This window comes from uncultured Azonexus sp., assembly GCF_937982035.1.
Taxonomy (GTDB): Bacteria; Pseudomonadota; Gammaproteobacteria; order Burkholderiales; family Rhodocyclaceae; genus Azonexus.
Window position 1 is genome coordinate 11,604 of the sequence record NZ_CALJNI010000005.1, and the last position, 15,534, is coordinate 27,137.

The window sequence follows — 15,534 nt, forward strand, 5'->3', positions numbered from 1 at the left end:
CGCCAGGCGCAATCCGGAGATTTTACCCGCCAATGCGGGCAAGGATGCTTTGCGCTTGCTCAACCAGGTCGGCAGAACCTTCGCCCAGAACTTCCTGCAGCAGTTCGCGCGCCCCTTCGAGGTCGCCCATTTCCTCGTAGGCCTTGGCCAGATCGAGCTTGGTATTGACCTCCTCCCACTGTGCGTCATGAACTTCCGCCGCCACATCGGCAGTCGCCCCTCCCGCCTTGGACAAACCCGCCGGTTCCGGCAGGTCGGCAGCACCCGGCGACGGCTCCGCCGAGAGGTCGAGATTGATCGAACCGATATCGAACTCGGACGGCATCATCGGCTGACCGAGGAAGACAGAATCGCTGAGCTTGACATCGAAATCCACGTCGTCCGAGCCAAGCGCCATCGGGTTGACGATGGTATTGACCAGATCAGGCGCATCCATGGTCAAGGGCTCGGCGGCGATTGCCGCGTCGGCCGCCGGTTCGTCGGCCTCGGCCGGTACTTCTTCTTCGGCCGCAACCGGCGTCACCGAGGTCGAAACCAATGCCGCCAGATCGTCTGCTTCGGACGCTTCCTCCGCCGGGGTCGCTGCGACTTCGGCTTCGGGCAGTTCATCCAGGGTGAAGTCACCGGTATCCACCGCTTGTCCGAAGTTACCGGCACCGGAAATCACCAGCGTTCCCTCCGGCGAGAAATCATGCGCAGAATCGGCGGCGGCAAACTCGTCCTCGGTAGTTACCTCGGGTACCTCAGCCGGCGCTGCGAACGGCGGCAGATCCAGGGCCTCAAGTCCCTTGTCGGCCGAATCCGCATCCAGCGGCACAGCACCAAGCGAAGAGTCGCCGCCGACCATACCGCTCAGATCGAAATCGAGCACGTCCGGCGGACTCTCGGCGGTCACCACGGTATCAACATAAGGTTCTTCAGGACGCGGCACGGACTGGCTCAAGTCCGCCTCGGCAGATTCGACGACTTCTTCCGGTACCGCATTGCCGAGATCGAAGTCCAGCGCCATCCCGTCATCAGCCGGCTCGACAGCCGCAAACTCGGCGGCCATTGGCGATGCGGGCTCAAGCAGGGGTTCGGGCTCGGATTCAAACGCTGGCTCGGCAAACGTCGGCGCCTCGAAAACGAGCGCATCCACTGCGTTGTCCAACGCCTGCGAATCAACGGCATCCTGCGGCACGTCGGGCATCGCGGCAGCGGCGCTTGCAGCAGCTACCGCCGCGGCACTGGCCACCAGCGTGGCGTCGGCATCGAACGGCTTGGCTGCCGCCGACGATTTAGCGGATTGAGCGGCTCCGCCGTAAAGCGGATTCTCCGGATCGATTTCGGCGCCCAGCGCCGCCACCTTTTCCCATTCCGGTCCGACCCCTGCCGTCTGCGCGTAGAGCTCACTGGCCAGCGTCTCGAATTGCTTGACGCTGCGGCGGTTGGCATAGATCTCGAGAAGCTTGGCGTGGATGGCCAGACGACTCGGGTCCTTCTGCATCGCTTCGAGCAGGATTTCCTCTGCCTGGGCATCACGCCCATAAGCCATGTAAACATCGGCCTCGGCCACCGGATCGACCTCGTCGGTATCGATCGTGCCCGGACCGGCCTGGCTGAACTCGCCCGTATGCGGCGGCGTGCTGGCGGTATCGACGCTCTGGCCGCCGGTCATGCGGAATACCGAATTCGGCCCGAGGCTGGAAGGCGACGGTGCCGCCGTAGTTTCAGCGCCGAGGGCATCCGGCTTGCGTCGACGACGATAAATCAACAGCCCGGTCAGCAAGGCGATCGCGGCTGCGCCACCGGCCAGCGGCAAGGCATTGTCAGCCAGGAAATCATCCTCGACCGGAACCTCCGGCACCACCGGTGGCGGGACCACCGGCGGCTTTGCCACGGCCGGTGGCTCAACCGCTGCTGGTGTCGCCGTCTCGGCAGGGGCTGCCGTTGCCGGCGTTTCGGTGGCCGGCGCGGGTTGTTGTGCGGCCGGCTCGACCGGCGCCTCCACCGGCTTGGTTTCAGGCGCGGCGGTCTCGACCGGTTGTGCGGGTTTTTCCAGTTCGGCGAGTCGCTGGTTCTTCATCTCCAGCAACTTCTGTATTTCCGTCAGATTGCGTTCAAGCTGCGCCACGCGCGCCTGGGATTCCTGCAGCGCCTTGTCGGCAGCAATGCGATCGACCTCGCTGCCGGCCGGGGCATCGGCACGCGAGACTTTGACTTGATCGCGCGCAGTATCGACAGCCGGTGTTTTCTCCTCGACCTTGGGCGTAATCTTTCCCCCGGCGCTCTGGGCCGCGGGCGACTCAGTCCTGGCTTCGGCTGCCGCCGCAGCCAGCTTGCGTCGGTAGGCGGCAAAGTCGCCAGCCGAGACGTAAACAGCGCGCGCTTCCTTTTCGGAAACGGCTGCAACGGTCGCCTCATCCGGCACATTCAGGATCACGCCGGCCTTGAGGCGATTGATGTCGTTTTCGATGAAGGCTTCGCGATTGTTGCGATACAGGCCGACCAGCATCTGTTCGAGGGAGACACTGGCATATCGACGTTCATTGGCGATCCGCAACAGGGTGTCGCCACGTTCGACCAGACGGGTAGACGGGTCGCCCACCGGGGGCTTCTCGGGCGCTTTCGCGACCGGCGGCGTAGCAGACACTTCCGCTTTCCTGGGCGGCGGCGCCACCGTTTCGGGAGCAACACCGCCGCCCCTGACGGTTTCAACGATCTTGGCGTCGACACTGGTGCGCATTCCCTGGCCGCTGGCAAACTCCGGCGGATCGAGGAGGAAAGTGTATTCACGGACCAGGCGACCTGCCGGCCAGGTCAGTTCGACCAGAAAATCAAGGAAAGGCTCATTGACCGGACGCGCCGAAGTCACGCGCAGGACCGATTTGCCATTGCCGCGTCGCTCCACCGCGAAGCGCAGATCGGTCAGTGCCGAGGAGTATTCGACACCGGCCTGTTTGAAGATGTCCGGCGGTGCCAGCCTGGCATTCATGCCAACCAGCTCTTCTCCCGTCGCCGAAAGCTCGACCTCGGCCTTCAGCGGCTGCCCCAGACTGGAGAAAACCGTCAGTTTCCCGAGTCCGGCAGCTTCGGCAGCCGAGGTCGCAAGCGACATACAGGAAGCGACGGCAAGCGCCAGCGCACATTTCTTGAATTTGGAAGAATTGTTCTCGGTCACGGCCATGCCCTGAGCGTATAACTTGGGAGAATCAAATTAACATCATGGACTTAGCAATGCAAGCTAAACCCGCTTCTAAGTTACGCACTTTCAGCATATACCCAACAAATAAAAAACGGGGCTGAACGCCCCGTTTTTTTCCATACACGCCGAACTCAAGCGTCGAGCAGGATGCGCAGCATGCGGCGCAGCGGCTCGGCGGCGCCCCACAGCAACTGGTCGCCGCAGGTGAAGGCGGCCAGGTACTCCGGGCCCATCGCCATCTTGTGCAGACGACCGACCGGCACCGTCAGCGTGCCGGTGACGGCGGCCGGGGTCAGCTCACGCTCGGAAATCTCTCGATCGTTCGGCACCACCTTGGCCCACGGGTTGGCCTTGGCGAGCATGTCGGAAATCTCGTCGAGCGGCACATCCTTCTTCAGCTTGATGGTCAGCGCCTGGCTGTGGCAACGCATCGCGCCGATGCGCACGCACAGGCCGTCGATGGGAATCGAACCGGCCGAACGGAACGCCGGCTTGCCGAGGATCTTGTTGCACTCGGCGCCGCCCTTCCACTCTTCCTTGGACTGGCCGTTTTCGTAAGGCACGTCGATCCACGGAATCAGCGAACCGGCCAGCGGCGTGTTGCGGAAGTTCTTCTTCGGGAAGCTGTCGGAGCGGATGGTCTCGGCGACCTTGCGGTCGATGTCGAGGATGGCCGAGGCCGGATCGGCCAGCAGATCCTTGACCGAGTCGTGAATGACACCCATCTGGCTGATCAGTTCGCGCATGTTCTGCGCGCCGGCGCCGGAAGCGGCCTGGTAGGTCATGGACGTGGCCCACTCGACCAGATCGTTCTGGAACAGGCCACCGAGGCCCATCAGCATCAGCGAAACCGTGCAGTTGCCGCCGATCCAGTTCTTGCCGCCCTTGGCCAGCGCGTCCTTGATCACGTGCATGTTGACCGGGTCGAGAATGATCACGGCGTCGTCGACCATGCGCAGCGACGAGGCAGCATCGATCCAGTGACCGTTCCAGCCGGCAGCGCGCAGCTTGGGGAAGACTTCCTTGGTGTAGTCGCCCCCCTGGCAGGTGATGATGATTTCGCAGGCCTTCAGGGCGTCGATGTTGGACGCATCCTGCAGCGGCAGCGAGGCTTCCTTGCCGCCGAAGACCGGCGCCTTGCCGCCAGCGGCGGAGGTCGAGAAATAAACCGGATCGATATGGGCGAAATCGCCCTCTTCGACCATACGCTGCATCAGCACGGAACCGACCATGCCACGCCAACCGACCAGACCAACCTTCTTCATGACTCTCTCTCCGAATACAAGCTTTGTTTAACGCGCGAACCGCAACTTCGGTTTACGCCAGCGCCGCCAGCACGGCGTCGCCCATTTCCTTCGTCCCGACCTTGTTGGTCCCGCGCTCGTAGATGTCGCCGGTGCGATAGCCCTGGGCCAGCACCTTTTTGACCGCGTTTTCCACCCGCAGTGCCTGCTCTTCCAGGCCGAAGGTGTAGCGCAGCATCATCGCCGCCGACAGGATGGTGGCCAGCGGATTGGCCACACCTTTACCGGCGATGTCCGGCGCCGAACCGTGCGACGGCTCGTACAGCCCCTTGTTCTTGTCGTCGAGCGAGGCCGACGGCAGCATGCCGATCGAACCGGTCAGCATCGACGCCTCATCCGACAGGATGTCGCCGAACATGTTGCCGGTGACCATCACGTCGAACTGCTTGGGTGCCTTCACCAGCTGCATGGCAGCATTGTCGACCAGCATGTGGCTGAGTTCGACGTCCGGGTAGTCGTGGGCGATCTCGATCATCACGTCGCGCCACAACTGCGTGCACTCGAGCACGTTCATCTTGTCCACCGAACACAATTTCTTGTTGCGCTTCTGCGCCGCCTGGAAGGCGACGTGGCCGATGCGGCGGATTTCCGATTCGCTATAGACCATGGTGTTGAAGCCGACGCGCTCGCCATTCTCCTCGCGCACACCGCGCGGCTGGCCGAAGTAGATGTCGCCGGTCAGTTCGCGGACGATCAGGATGTCGAGCCCGGCAACGACTTCCGGCTTCAGCGTCGAGGCGTTGGCCAGTTCCGGGTAAAGTATTGCCGGGCGCAGGTTGGCGAACAGGTTCAGATCCTTGCGGATGCCGAGCAGGCCGCGCTCCGGGCGCTTCTCGCGCGGCAGACTGTCCCACTGCGGGCCACCGACGGCACCGAGCAGCACGGCATCGGCTTCGCGCGCCAGTTTCTGCGTTGCTTCCGGATACGGGTTGCCGGTCGCATCGACCGCACCGCCGCCGAGCAGCGCCGTTTCCATCTCGAACTTGAGATCGAGCGCATTGAGCACACGCACCGCTTCAGCGGTGATTTCAGGACCGATGCCGTCACCCGGCAGCACACAAATCTTCATGTCGTCTCCTTATTGGGCGAACAGCCAGGGCTGTTCGACACGGCGCTTCTCTTCGAAGGCCTTGATCTTGTCGGCGTGGCGCAGGGTCAGGCCGATGTCGTCCCAGCCGTTCAACAGGCATTCCTTGCGGAAGGCGTCAACCTGGAAGGGAATGGCATGACCGTCAGGGCGAACGACCGCCTGCGCCGGCAGGTCAACAACCAGTTTGTAGCCGGGCGTCGCCTCGACCTGCTGGAACAGCGCCTCGATTTCGGCAGCCGGCAGCACGATCGGCAGGATGCCGTTCTTGAAGCAGTTGTTGAAGAAGATGTCGGCGAAGCTCTCGGCGATGATCGCCTTGAAACCGTAGTCGAGCAGGGCCCACGGCGCGTGCTCGCGCGAGCTGCCGCAGCCGAAATTGGCGCGCGTCAGCAGCACTTCGGCACCCTGGTAACGCGGCTGGTTGAGCACGAAATTCGGGTTCTTCGGACGCTGCGAATTATCCTGCCCGGGCTGGCCGACATCCATGTAGCGCCATTCGTCGAAGGCGTTCGGGCCGAAGCCGGAACGCTTGATCGACTTGAGGAACTGCTTGGGGATGATCGCGTCGGTGTCGACGTTGCTGCGATCGAGCGGCGCAACCAGCCCTTCCAAACGAACAAACTTATCCATTAATCCACCACCTTCTGCACGGCCTCGCCACCCTTTTTCAGCGTGTCGCCGACCACTTCACCGGTTTTCTGCAGGGCCCCTTCGACGGCTTCCCCACTCTTGTTCAGCGCCTTGCCAACCACCTCGCCACCCTTCTGGATCACCTCACCGGTTTTCTCGGCGCCAACCGCGACATCCTTCTTGACGCCCTCGGCCGTATTGCAGGCCACCAGCCCGAAACATACCGCGACCACCATCAGGAAACGCATCGTCATTACTCCTCAGAGAACGTCCCGCACATCGGCGAAACGACCGGCAATGGCAGCAGCAGCAGCCATCGACGGGCTGACCAGGTGGGTCCGGCCGCCCGGCCCCTGGCGACCTTCGAAATTGCGGTTCGACGTCGATGCGCAGCGTTCGCCCGGCTCCAACCGGTCGGCATTCATCGCCAGACACATCGAACAACCCGGTTCACGCCATTCGAAACCGGCGGCGATGAACACCTTGTCGAGGCCTTCTTCCTCGGCTTGGCGCTTGACCAGCCCGGAGCCAGGCACAGCCAGCGCCAGCTTGACGTTGGCGGCGACACGCCGGCCCTTGAGCACGGCGGCAGCCTGGCGCAGGTCCTCGATCCGCGAATTGGTGCACGAGCCGATGAAGACCTTGTCGATGGCGATGTTCTGGATCGGCGTGTTCGGGTTGAGCCCCATGTACTGCAGCGCGCGTTCCATGCCTTCGCGCTTGACCGGGTCCTTTTCCTTGGCCGGATCAGGCACCACGGCATCGATGCCGACGACCATTTCCGGCGACGTGCCCCAGGTCACCTGCGGCCGAATCTCTTCGGCCTTGAGCGTGACCACGCGATCAAACTGCGCGCCCGGATCGGAATGCAGCGTGCGCCAGTAGGCAACGGCCTTGTCCCAGGTCTCACCCTTGGGCGAGAACGGCCGCCCCTTGAGGTAATTGATCGTGGTGTCGTCGACAGCGATGAAGCCCATCCGGGCACCGCCTTCGATCGCCATGTTGCACAGTGTCATGCGGCCTTCCATCGACAGCCCGCGGATGGCGCTGCCGCCGAATTCGACAGCGTAACCGGTGCCGCCGGCCGTACCGATGGTGCCGATGATGGCCAGCGCAACATCCTTGGCGGTAACGCCCTTGCCGAGCTTGCCCTCGACGGCGATCAGCATGGTCTTCGACTTCTTCTGCACCAGGCATTGCGTCGCCAGCACGTGTTCGACCTCGGAAGTACCGATACCGTGCGCCAGACAGGCGAAGGCCCCGTGCGTCGAGGTATGCGAATCGCCGCAGACGACGGTCATGCCCGGCAGCGTGGCGCCGTTTTCCGGACCGACGACGTGCAGGATGCCCATCCGCGGGTCCTTGAAGGGGAAGTAGGCGAGCGCACCGACCTCGCGGATGTTGGCGTCCAGCGTTTCGACCTGCAGGCGGGAGATCGGGTCCTTGATCCCCTCGTCCCAGTGATCGGTCGGCGTGTTGTGATCGGGCGTCGAGACGATGGACGAAACCCGCCACGGCTTGCGGCCAGCCAGTTTCAGGCCTTCGAAAGCCTGCGGGCTGGTCACTTCATGGACGAGGTGACGATCGATATAGAGGAGTGCCGTGCCGTCCGCTTCCTGATGGACGACATGGTTCTCCCACAGCTTGTCGTAAAGTGTCTTCGACATGGGACCTGGAAGTGTGCGGTAAAGCCTTGAATTATTGCACAGGATCGGGCGTTTTTGCCGCCTGGAACGCAGTGTCGCCTGTCACCCAGCGCCAGACCAGCAGCAGACCGGCCAACGCAAACACCGATCCAAGCGAGAAAGTCCAGCCTGCCCCCCAGTCATCCCAGGTCCAGCCGCTGACCAAGGCCCCAACCAGACCGCCGGCGCCGAAGGACAAACTGGAATAGAGCGCCTGCCCGCGCCCCTGCGCCTTACCCGGAAACCACTGATTCACGGCGGCAATCGCGGCGGCATGGTAAGCGCCGAAAGTCAGGCCGTGCAGCAACTGGACGAAAATCATCGCCGCCACCGACTCGACCGCCCAGCCCATCAGCAGGAAACGCAACACGGCCGCCGCAAAACTCAGCAGCAGGATGTCGCGCAGGCTGTAGCGGCGGGCGATCCGTGCCATCAACAGAAAGACGCCGATTTCGGCGAGCACTCCGAGCGACCACAGCAGGCCGACCGCCGTCTTGGCATAACCGTGACCGCTGAGGTGGATCGAATAGAACACGTAGAACCCGCCATGCGCCGCCGACATAGCGAAACACGCGCCCATCAGCGCCAGCACCCGGGGCTGACGCAGGATGTCGCGGATCGGCGTTTCCTCGCCGGTCGCCGTATGAATCGGCGCTTCCGGCAGAACCAACGCAAAGAGCAGGATGCCGAGCAGGATGAAAGCGCACACCCAGAGCACACCGACCGGCGCCACCCAGTCGAGCAAGGCGCCGGTCCCCATCACCGCGATGATGAAACCGACCGACCCCCACAGACGGATGTTGCCGTAGCGTCCGCGCTCCTCGCGCAGGTGATCGAAGGTCAGCGTCTCCACCAATGGCAGCGCCGCACTCCAGAACAAGGCCAGCACCGCCATCGCCACCAGCATGCCGGGCAGGCGGTCGAGCCAGAAGAAAGCGAGGAAGCCCGCCAGGCCAACCGCACCGGCCAGGCGGATGACCGCCAGACGATGACCGAAGTGATCGACCAGCCAGCCCCACAGATTGGGACCGAACAGACGCATCAACTGCATCTGCGACATCAGCAGGCCGATGTCCCAGGCCGAGAAACTCAGCGACTGGAGATACAGTCCGAAATACGGCGAAAAAGCGCCGATGAAGGCGAAATAGAAGAAGTAATAGCCCGACAGGCGCCAGTGCGGCAGGGCTTGCATACCGCGCTCCTAGCGTCGGCGCCGCCGGGCGGCGCGCAGTTCAGCCAACCGACTGCTGGCCGGCACGGAAGGCCAGCAGCATGTGATAGAGCTCGTCCTTGAGCTTGACCCGCTGTTTCTTCATGTCTTCCAGCGTGAAATCGGCAACCGGCATGTCGTGCGCTTCCAGATCCTCGACCTTGCCGGTCAGCCGGTTATAGCTGGCGAGCTGGCGCGAGAACAGGGCGTTGCCCGCCTTGAGGGCGGTGATGGCATCGGCGAACTCCGGGAATTCGCTGAGAAGATCGTGATGGTCAACCTGCATGATGCTCCCCTTCAATAGACACGGCCGGCCGCCATGGCCAGCCCGTGGAAAAGCTCAGCCCGGCAGGCGCGGCGTCGTGCACACGACGTCGCCGCACTGCGCCCGGTGGCGCAAGGCATGATCGATCAGCACCAGCGCCAGCATCGCCTCGGCAATCGGCGTCGCCCGAATGCCGACACAGGGATCGTGGCGCCCCTGCGTCGCCACATCGACCGCATTACCGTCGACATCGACCGAACGGCGCGGCTGGGCAATCGACGAGGTCGGCTTGATCGCCATGTTGACGACAATCCGCTGACCGGTCGAAATGCCGCCGAGAATGCCGCCGGCGTGATTGCTGGCAAAACCCTGCGGCGTCATCTCGTCGCCGTGCTCGCTGCCCTTCTGGGCGACCGAGGCGAAACCGTCGCCGACCTCGACCCCCTTGACCGCGTTGATGCCCATCATCGCGTAGGCGATCTCGGCGTCGAGCCGGTCGAACACCGGCTCGCCCCAGCCCGGCGGCACGCCGTCGGCGGTGACGGTTATCTTCGCGCCGACCGAATCGAGCGACTTGCGCAGGTCGTCCATGTAGCTTTCCAGCGTCGGCACGAGCGCGGCGTTGGGCGCAAAGAAGGCGTTGCCGTCAATGTCGTCGGCGCTGACGAAAGGAATCTCGATCGGCCCGAGCGCGCTCATCCAGCCGCGGATGCTGACGCCGTAGCGTTCCTTCAGCCACTTGCGGGCAATCGCTCCGGCAGCGACGCGGACCGCCGTTTCGCGCGCCGACGAACGACCGCCGCCGCGATAGTCGCGAAAGCCGTATTTCTGGGTATAGGTGTAATCGGCATGACCGGGACGGAAGGTCGTCGCGATGTTGCCGTAATCCTTGCTGCGCTGGTCCTGGTTGCGGATCAGCAGGGCAATCGGCGTGCCGGTGGTCTTGCCCTCGAACACCCCGGACAGAATTTCGACGGTATCCGGCTCGCGGCGCTGGGTCACATGCCGCGAGGTGCCCGGCTTGCGCCGGTCGAGTTCGGCCTGGATGTCGGCTTCGCTGAGCGCCAGCCCCGGTGGGCAGCCATCGACGACACAACCGATCGCCGGACCATGCGACTCGCCAAAGGAAGTCACCGTAAACAGGGTGCCGAAGGTATTGCCGGACATGAAATCACACCATATTTGAGGAGGGCGGAGTGTACCACGCCGCCCCCTTGCCACCCGCCAGCAGGACTCAGGCCGCCGTTTCTTCCGGCCAGTTCTTGATGTAGTTCTTGAGCAGCGCGTTCTCCAGACTCTGCTCCTCAAGCACGGCCTTGGCCACGTCGAGGAAGGAGATGACGCCGAGCAACTGCCCGTTATCGACAACCGGCAGGTAACGCGAGTGCTTTTCGATCATCAGCCGGCGCAGGTCGTTGGCTTCCATGTCGGGGTAGGCGGTCACCGGATTGGCCACCATGACCTCGCCCAGCGGTAAATCGGTGCCCTGACCGCCGGCCGCCTTCAAGGCCTTGAGCACCTCGCGGAAGGTCACGATACCGACCATGCGTCCTTCATCCATGACCACCAGGGAACCGACATCCAGATCGGCCATCGTTGCGATGGCCGAAGCCAGCGACTGCCCCGGTGTCGCGGTATACAGTGCGCCGCCCTTTACGCGGAGGATTTCCTTGACCTGCATTGTTCTCTCCTTGATTGCGCAGTGCGCTTTGCGTCGATCTTAGATTAAGGCGCGCGTTTCGCAAAGGACTTGCGCCAGCGCTGCCGACGGTGCGTATCGGTGATGACGGATAAAAGAAGCAAACTATCGGCGTCTTTAACAAAATTTATGGCTTTGCCACTTGCCGAACGTCATAGGCCTATATAAAATTCGTCATATGACCTAAGTAATACCTGTTTAAGACGGTCAGATACGAATACTTTTATTGCATAGGAGAGATTTCCATGACTTCCGTCAAAACCATCGAAAAAATCGACGCCCGCGAGATTCGCCGCAAGCTGGGTCTGAACCAGCAACAATTCTGGTCGGCACTGGGCGTCACCCAGAGCGGCGGCTCCCGCTACGAGAGCGGCCGCAACATGCCGAAGCCGGTTCGCGAACTGCTGCGCCTGGTTCACGTCGAGCAGATCGACATCCGCACCATCAAGCGCGATGACTGGGAAGTGGTCGAGTACCTCAAGGCCCAGGAACCGGAACTGTACAAGTCGCTGAAGAAGTCGGCGCGCAACCACGCCAAGAAGGCCGCCTGATTGATGCCCCGGCAACGGGGCACGGCAGCCGCAACGGGCCTCAGGGTGAGACGATCACCTTGAGGCCCGTTTCCTTTTCGATCTGCGCGGCGAATTGCTGCATGACGGCCGCCGGCAGGGCGCTCAGCCGCGGTGCCGCCGGCTGCATCGACGGCCGCGCCAGCCCGTACAGATGGACGCCGGCGAGTTTGCCGGCCAGCGGTTGCAACAAGCGGCAATAGGCATCGGCCGAATCTTTCGCGGGCGCCTGACCGTCGAAGGCGAACCAGCAGGTCTGCACCCAGGTGCGCACCAGACCGGCACAGATTTCAAGATTGCGCGCTGCCTTTTCCGGCGAACCGGGAATTTCATTGACCCGGGCAATCTCGTCCGCCAGCGCCCGGTCAAGCTTGAACCAAACCTCGCCGGCCAGTTCGGACAGGCGGCGCAGCCCATCCTGCACGCCCGGGCGATGAACCAGACTGCCGTTGGTGATCAGGCGCACCGGCAAGCCCGGCACCAGACGCTCGACGATGTCCCCGACCACGTCGACGGCGGCGGCAAACTCAGCCGCCGAGGTTGGCTCGCCATTGCCGGAAAAGGCGACATCGACTAGGCGACGCGCTTCGGGCGGCGCGTGACGGGACAGGTAATCACCGCCAACCGCCGCCTGCAGGAAGCCCGACAACTCGTCCGCCAGCAGATCCAGGTCGATTGGCGGCGGCCCGCCGCGGCTCAAGCCCTCGACCTGGCAATAGACACAGGCCCAGTTGCAGGCATTGTTAGGATTGAGATTGACGCCCACCGAGACCCCACCGGCACGCCGGGAAACGACCGGATAAACGTAGCGGAGGCCGGCGCTGTCGCGGCTGTGATCAACGGTGGTAAGCATGCCTGCATTGTATAATCGGGCGGTCCAACGGCGAACCCCTTGCCCATGCCCATCTCCCGCAGTCGCGCACTCGCATGACCGAACCCGCACCGGCCGGGCTCCCCGGCAGCAAACCGACGGCGCTGGTCCTGACCGGGGGCGGCGCCCGTGCCGCCTATCAGGTCGGCGTTCTGCTGGCGATCAGCAAACTGGCCGGCAAGCAGCGGCGGCGCAATCCCTTCCCGATCATCTGCGGCACCTCGGCCGGCGCCATCAATGCGGTCGGCCTGGCCTGCCAGGCCGACAACTTCGGTCGGGCGGTCACCACCCTGGCCAGTTTCTGGCGCAACATGAAGGCTGGCGACATCTACCGGACCGACCCGATCGGCGTCGGCGCCGCCGGCGCACGCTGGCTGTCGGCACTGGCCTTCGGCTGGCTGCTCGGCCGGCCGCCGCGTTCGCTGCTCGACAACGCCCCCCTGCACTCGCTGCTCCAGCGGAACATGGACCTGACCGGCATCGACCGGGCAATCCGTCGCGGCGCCCTGCACGCCATCAGCATTTCCGCGTCCGGCTACGACTCTGGGCAGCACATCAACTTCTTCCAGGCTGCCGGCGACACCTCCCCCTGGCATCGCTCGCAACGCATCGGCGTCAAGACCGAATTGAGCGTTTCACACCTGCTCGCTTCCAGCGCCATTCCCTTCATTTTTCCGGCCATCCGCATCAACCGCGAATTCTTCGGCGATGGTTCGATGCGCCAGATCGCCCCCTTGTCGCCGGCGATTCACCTCGGCGCCGAGCGCCTGCTGATCGTCGGCGCACCGCGTCGCGACGAGCACCGGGAGCGGCTGCACAACGACGATTACCCCTCGCTCGCCCAGATCGCCGGCCATGCGCTGTCGAGCATCTTCCTCGACGGACTGGCCGTAGACATCGAGCGCGTCGAGCGGATCAACCGCACCTTGTCAGCCATACCGGAAGATTTGCGGCAGGCGTCGGGAATCAAGCTGCGGCCGATCGACACACTGGTGATTTCCCCCTCCGAGCGCATCGACCGGATCGCCGCCGAACACGCCCATACGCTGCCCTGGCCGATCAAGCTCCTGCTCGGCGGGATCGGCGCGATGAACCGGCGCGGTGGCGCCCTGACCAGCTACCTGCTGTTCGAAAAGCCCTTCACCCGCAAGCTGATCGACCTCGGATACGCCGACACGCTGGCCCGGGCCGGCGAAATCGGCGATTTCCTCGAACTGTAGCTTATTGGCTGGCCTCGACCAGACGCCGGGCGCGGACGCCGGCGGCCAGGCGCTCGAGCACGAGCAGGCTGTCGTCCCAGTGGATGCAGGCGTCGGTGATGCTCTGCCCGTAGGTCAGCGGCTTTTCCGGCGACAGGTCCTGGCGCCCCTCGACCAGATGCGACTCGACCATGACGCCCATGATCCGCTCCTCGCCAGCGGCCAGCTGGGCGGCGACGCTGTCGCAGACTTCCATCTGCAGCTTGTACTGCTTGCGGCTGTTGCCGTGCGAGAAATCGACCATCAACCGCGCCGCCAGACCGGCCTTGGCGATTTCCTGGCAGGCTGCGTCGACGCTGGCGGCATCGTAGTTGGGTTCCTTGCCGCCGCGCAGGATGACGTGGCAGTCCTCGTTGCCCATCGTGGACACGATGGCGGTATGGCCGGACTTGGTCACCGACAGGAAATGGTGCGGCGAATTGGCCGAACGGATGGCGTCGACCGCGATCCGCATGTTGCCGTCGGTGCCGTTCTTGAAGCCGACCGGACACGAGAGACCTGAGGCCAGCTCGCGATGCACCTGCGATTCGGTGGTGCGGGCACCGATGGCGCCCCAGGCGATCAGGTCGGCGGTGTATTGCGGCGTGATCGTGTCGAGGAACTCGGTCGCGCAGGGCAGGCCGAGCTCGTTGATCTCGAGCAGGATGCGCCGAGCCAGGCGGATTCCTTCGTTGATGCGGAAGGTGTTGTCGAGGCGCGGGTCGTTGATCAGCCCCTTCCAGCCGACCGTGGTACGCGGCTTCTCGAAATAGACGCGCATGACGACGATCAGGTCGTCGGCGTACTTGTCGGCCTCGCGGGCGAGACGCTTGGCGTACTCCATCGCTGCGTCGTAGTCATGGATCGAACAGGGGCCGATGACCACCAGCAGGCGGTCATCGGCGCCGTGCAGGACGCGGTGGATGGCTTGGCGGGCAGCATAGGTGGTCTGCGCGGCACGCCCGGAGGCCGGATACTCACGGAAAACGTGGGCCGGTGGTACCAGCTCCTTGATTTCCCTGATCCGTACGTCGTCGGTGACCGGTTTACCCGTTGCCGTGCTGTTCGCTGCCATGTCCTGAACCATCCAGTAGAAATTGCCGAAGATCGGGCATTCTACCGGAAGGCTGGACGCTGCGGCGTCACGGCAACTGCGTCAGGTAATGCGAAAGGGAAACGATGTCTTCGTTCTTCAGCGGCGCGGTGGCGATTTTCATCAGCTGATTGTTGCGCACGCCGGTACCGTCACGGTAATGGGTGATCGCCGTTTTCAGATAGGGCTGCTGCTGGCCGGCCAGCCTCGGATAGAGCTCATTGCCGCGAGCATCCGCACCATGACAGCGGGCGCACAGCTTGTCGAACAGAACCTTGCCGTGAGCAATCTGGCTGACATCCGCCTTTGAGGGCAGAACCGAAACACTGGCGTAGTAAAGGGCGATCTGGGCACGCTCTTCGTTGCTAAGCACCTTGATCAGACCTTCCATGAAGGCATTCTTGCGTTCGCCGGCACCGAACTTGCGAATCTGTTCGAGCAGGTAGGCGGGGTGCTGGCCGGCCAGATTCGGCACATCGCTTGTCTTGGCAACGCCGTTTTCACCATGGCAATTGGCACAGAAAAAGCTCGCCTTCTTGCCGGCGGCGATTGCCGCCTGAAGTGAAGCCGGATCGGCCTGCAGGGCCTTCATGCGCTCGTGAGCCGCCGACTGGGCGAACAATGGACCGCTCGCCAGCAGAGTGGCCAGTAACAGGATCACGCGCATGACTTGGCTCCGAAAAAATGACAATGCGG

15 protein-coding genes are annotated in these 15,534 nt (G+C 63.5%); 2 read left to right on the plus strand and 13 right to left on the minus strand.

Annotated elements, in window-relative coordinates:
- Nucleotides 1-22: 22 nt before the first annotated feature.
- The 10 genes from Q0799_RS04875 to Q0799_RS04920 form a co-directional block, all read right to left on the minus strand.
- Nucleotides 23-3,160, minus strand: a complete 3,138-nt coding sequence (locus tag Q0799_RS04875) for a FimV/HubP family polar landmark protein (RefSeq protein ID WP_298395068.1) — start codon at nucleotides 3,158-3,160, stop codon at nucleotides 23-25.
- A 155-nt stretch (nucleotides 3,161-3,315) separates the two neighbouring features.
- A complete protein-coding gene (asd, locus tag Q0799_RS04880; protein ID WP_298395071.1) occupies nucleotides 3,316-4,449 on the minus strand; it encodes an aspartate-semialdehyde dehydrogenase in 1,134 nt (377 codons plus the stop codon).
- A gap of 52 nt (nucleotides 4,450-4,501) precedes the next feature.
- Nucleotides 4,502-5,557, minus strand: coding sequence for a 3-isopropylmalate dehydrogenase (gene leuB / locus Q0799_RS04885; RefSeq protein ID WP_298395072.1), 1,056 nt, complete (start codon nucleotides 5,555-5,557; stop codon nucleotides 4,502-4,504).
- 9 nt (nucleotides 5,558-5,566) lie between these two features.
- A complete protein-coding gene (leuD, locus tag Q0799_RS04890) occupies nucleotides 5,567-6,208 on the minus strand; it encodes a 3-isopropylmalate dehydratase small subunit (protein WP_298395075.1) in 642 nt (213 codons plus the stop codon).
- Nucleotides 6,208-6,456: an entericidin EcnAB gene (locus Q0799_RS04895; RefSeq protein WP_298395077.1), complete on the minus strand. Its 249-nt coding sequence runs from the start codon at nucleotides 6,454-6,456 to the stop codon at nucleotides 6,208-6,210. Before Q0799_RS04895 ends, leuD begins: the two co-directional genes overlap by 1 nt.
- Before the next feature lie 12 nt (nucleotides 6,457-6,468).
- Nucleotides 6,469-7,875 carry a 3-isopropylmalate dehydratase large subunit gene (gene leuC, locus Q0799_RS04900; protein WP_298395079.1) on the minus strand — a complete coding sequence of 469 codons (1,407 nt, stop codon included), beginning with the start codon at nucleotides 7,873-7,875 and terminating at the stop codon, nucleotides 6,469-6,471.
- Between the two features lie 31 nt (nucleotides 7,876-7,906).
- Complete coding sequence (locus tag Q0799_RS04905; RefSeq protein ID WP_298395080.1) at nucleotides 7,907-9,085, minus strand: major facilitator superfamily domain-containing protein 6; 1,179 nt, start codon at nucleotides 9,083-9,085, stop codon at nucleotides 7,907-7,909.
- A 40-nt stretch (nucleotides 9,086-9,125) separates the two neighbouring features.
- Nucleotides 9,126-9,389 (minus strand): DUF465 domain-containing protein, encoded by a 264-nt coding sequence (locus Q0799_RS04910; RefSeq protein WP_028993514.1) that lies wholly within the window; start codon nucleotides 9,387-9,389, stop codon nucleotides 9,126-9,128.
- Between the two features lie 54 nt (nucleotides 9,390-9,443).
- Entirely contained in the window at nucleotides 9,444-10,535 is a 1,092-nt protein-coding gene (aroC, locus tag Q0799_RS04915; protein WP_298395084.1) for a chorismate synthase, read from the minus strand.
- 67 nt (nucleotides 10,536-10,602) lie between these two features.
- A complete protein-coding gene (locus Q0799_RS04920) occupies nucleotides 10,603-11,049 on the minus strand; it encodes a CBS domain-containing protein (protein WP_298395086.1) in 447 nt (148 codons plus the stop codon).
- Nucleotides 11,050-11,312: 263 nt separating this feature from the next.
- On the opposite strand from Q0799_RS04920, the gene Q0799_RS04925 reads away from it, so the two are divergent.
- A complete protein-coding gene (locus Q0799_RS04925) occupies nucleotides 11,313-11,618 on the plus strand; it encodes a helix-turn-helix domain-containing protein (RefSeq protein ID WP_028993517.1) in 306 nt (101 codons plus the stop codon).
- Nucleotides 11,619-11,658: 40 nt separating this feature from the next.
- Here Q0799_RS04925 and Q0799_RS04930 read toward each other — a convergent pair whose 3' ends face one another.
- A complete protein-coding gene (locus tag Q0799_RS04930; RefSeq protein WP_298395088.1) occupies nucleotides 11,659-12,489 on the minus strand; it encodes a radical SAM protein in 831 nt (276 codons plus the stop codon).
- A gap of 74 nt (nucleotides 12,490-12,563) precedes the next feature.
- Here Q0799_RS04930 and Q0799_RS04935 point away from each other — a divergent pair, with 74 nt between their 5' ends.
- On the plus strand, nucleotides 12,564-13,727 hold the full coding sequence (locus tag Q0799_RS04935; RefSeq protein WP_298395091.1) for a patatin-like phospholipase family protein: 1,164 nt from the start codon (nucleotides 12,564-12,566) through the stop codon (nucleotides 13,725-13,727).
- A gap of 1 nt (nucleotide 13,728) precedes the next feature.
- Here Q0799_RS04935 and aroG read toward each other — a convergent pair whose 3' ends face one another.
- Both aroG and Q0799_RS04945 read right to left on the minus strand, forming a co-directional pair.
- Nucleotides 13,729-14,820: a 3-deoxy-7-phosphoheptulonate synthase AroG gene (gene aroG, locus Q0799_RS04940; RefSeq protein WP_298395094.1), complete on the minus strand. Its 1,092-nt coding sequence runs from the start codon at nucleotides 14,818-14,820 to the stop codon at nucleotides 13,729-13,731.
- Nucleotides 14,821-14,887: 67 nt separating this feature from the next.
- Nucleotides 14,888-15,505 carry a c-type cytochrome gene (locus Q0799_RS04945; protein ID WP_298395097.1) on the minus strand — a complete coding sequence of 206 codons (618 nt, stop codon included), beginning with the start codon at nucleotides 15,503-15,505 and terminating at the stop codon, nucleotides 14,888-14,890.
- Between the last annotated feature and the right edge of the window lie 29 nt (nucleotides 15,506-15,534).